The organism is Vibrio sp. 1288, assembly GCF_033344475.1.
The window spans coordinates 1-590 of the sequence record NZ_JAWPOX010000825.1; the positions used below are offsets into that span (position 1 = coordinate 1).

The 590-nt window shown below is 49.8% G+C and carries 1 protein-coding gene; it reads right to left on the reverse strand.

The annotated features are described in order from the left end of the window. The coding region (locus tag R8O11_RS29585) for a GGDEF domain-containing protein (RefSeq protein ID WP_318195174.1) at positions 1-590 on the reverse strand (590 nt) is incomplete at both ends.

Below are 590 nucleotides of genomic sequence, written 5' to 3' on the forward strand. Positions count from 1 at the left end.
TGCTTCATGCAGCGCAGATTGAATACGGACGTGCGATACCGATTTGTCAGTTAAATCCGGAGAGTAGAACGCGTAGCCGTTACGGCCATTTTTCTTCGCCAGATACATTGCAGTGTCGGCGTTTTTTAGCAGTGTTTCACTGTCTTGACCGTCGTTCGGGTAGAGTGCGATACCGATGCTGGTGGAGATCCGCAGCGAATCGTGATTTGCCAGATCGAACGGACGGCGGAACACACCCAAAATCGAGCTTAACGTTTCGAGTAACGGAGAATCGCCGTCAATGTCCGGCAGTACGATGACAAATTCATCGCCACCGATGCGAGCCACATTCGCGTTCAGGTGCAAAATGTCTTGCAGGCGAACCGCCAGTTTCGACAACAGTTGATCACCGCAGAAATGGCCCATGCTGTCGTTAATGTGCTTAAAGTGATCGATATCAAGAAACAACGTAGCAAAAGGTTGTTCCATCTCGATGTGCTGTTCCAGCAAGCTGATCAAATGGGTTCGGTTGGGCAAGTTGGTTAGCGGATCATAAAACGCCATGCGTTGCAGTTTCTCTTCGTGCGCTTTGCGCACTGAGATGTCTTCAA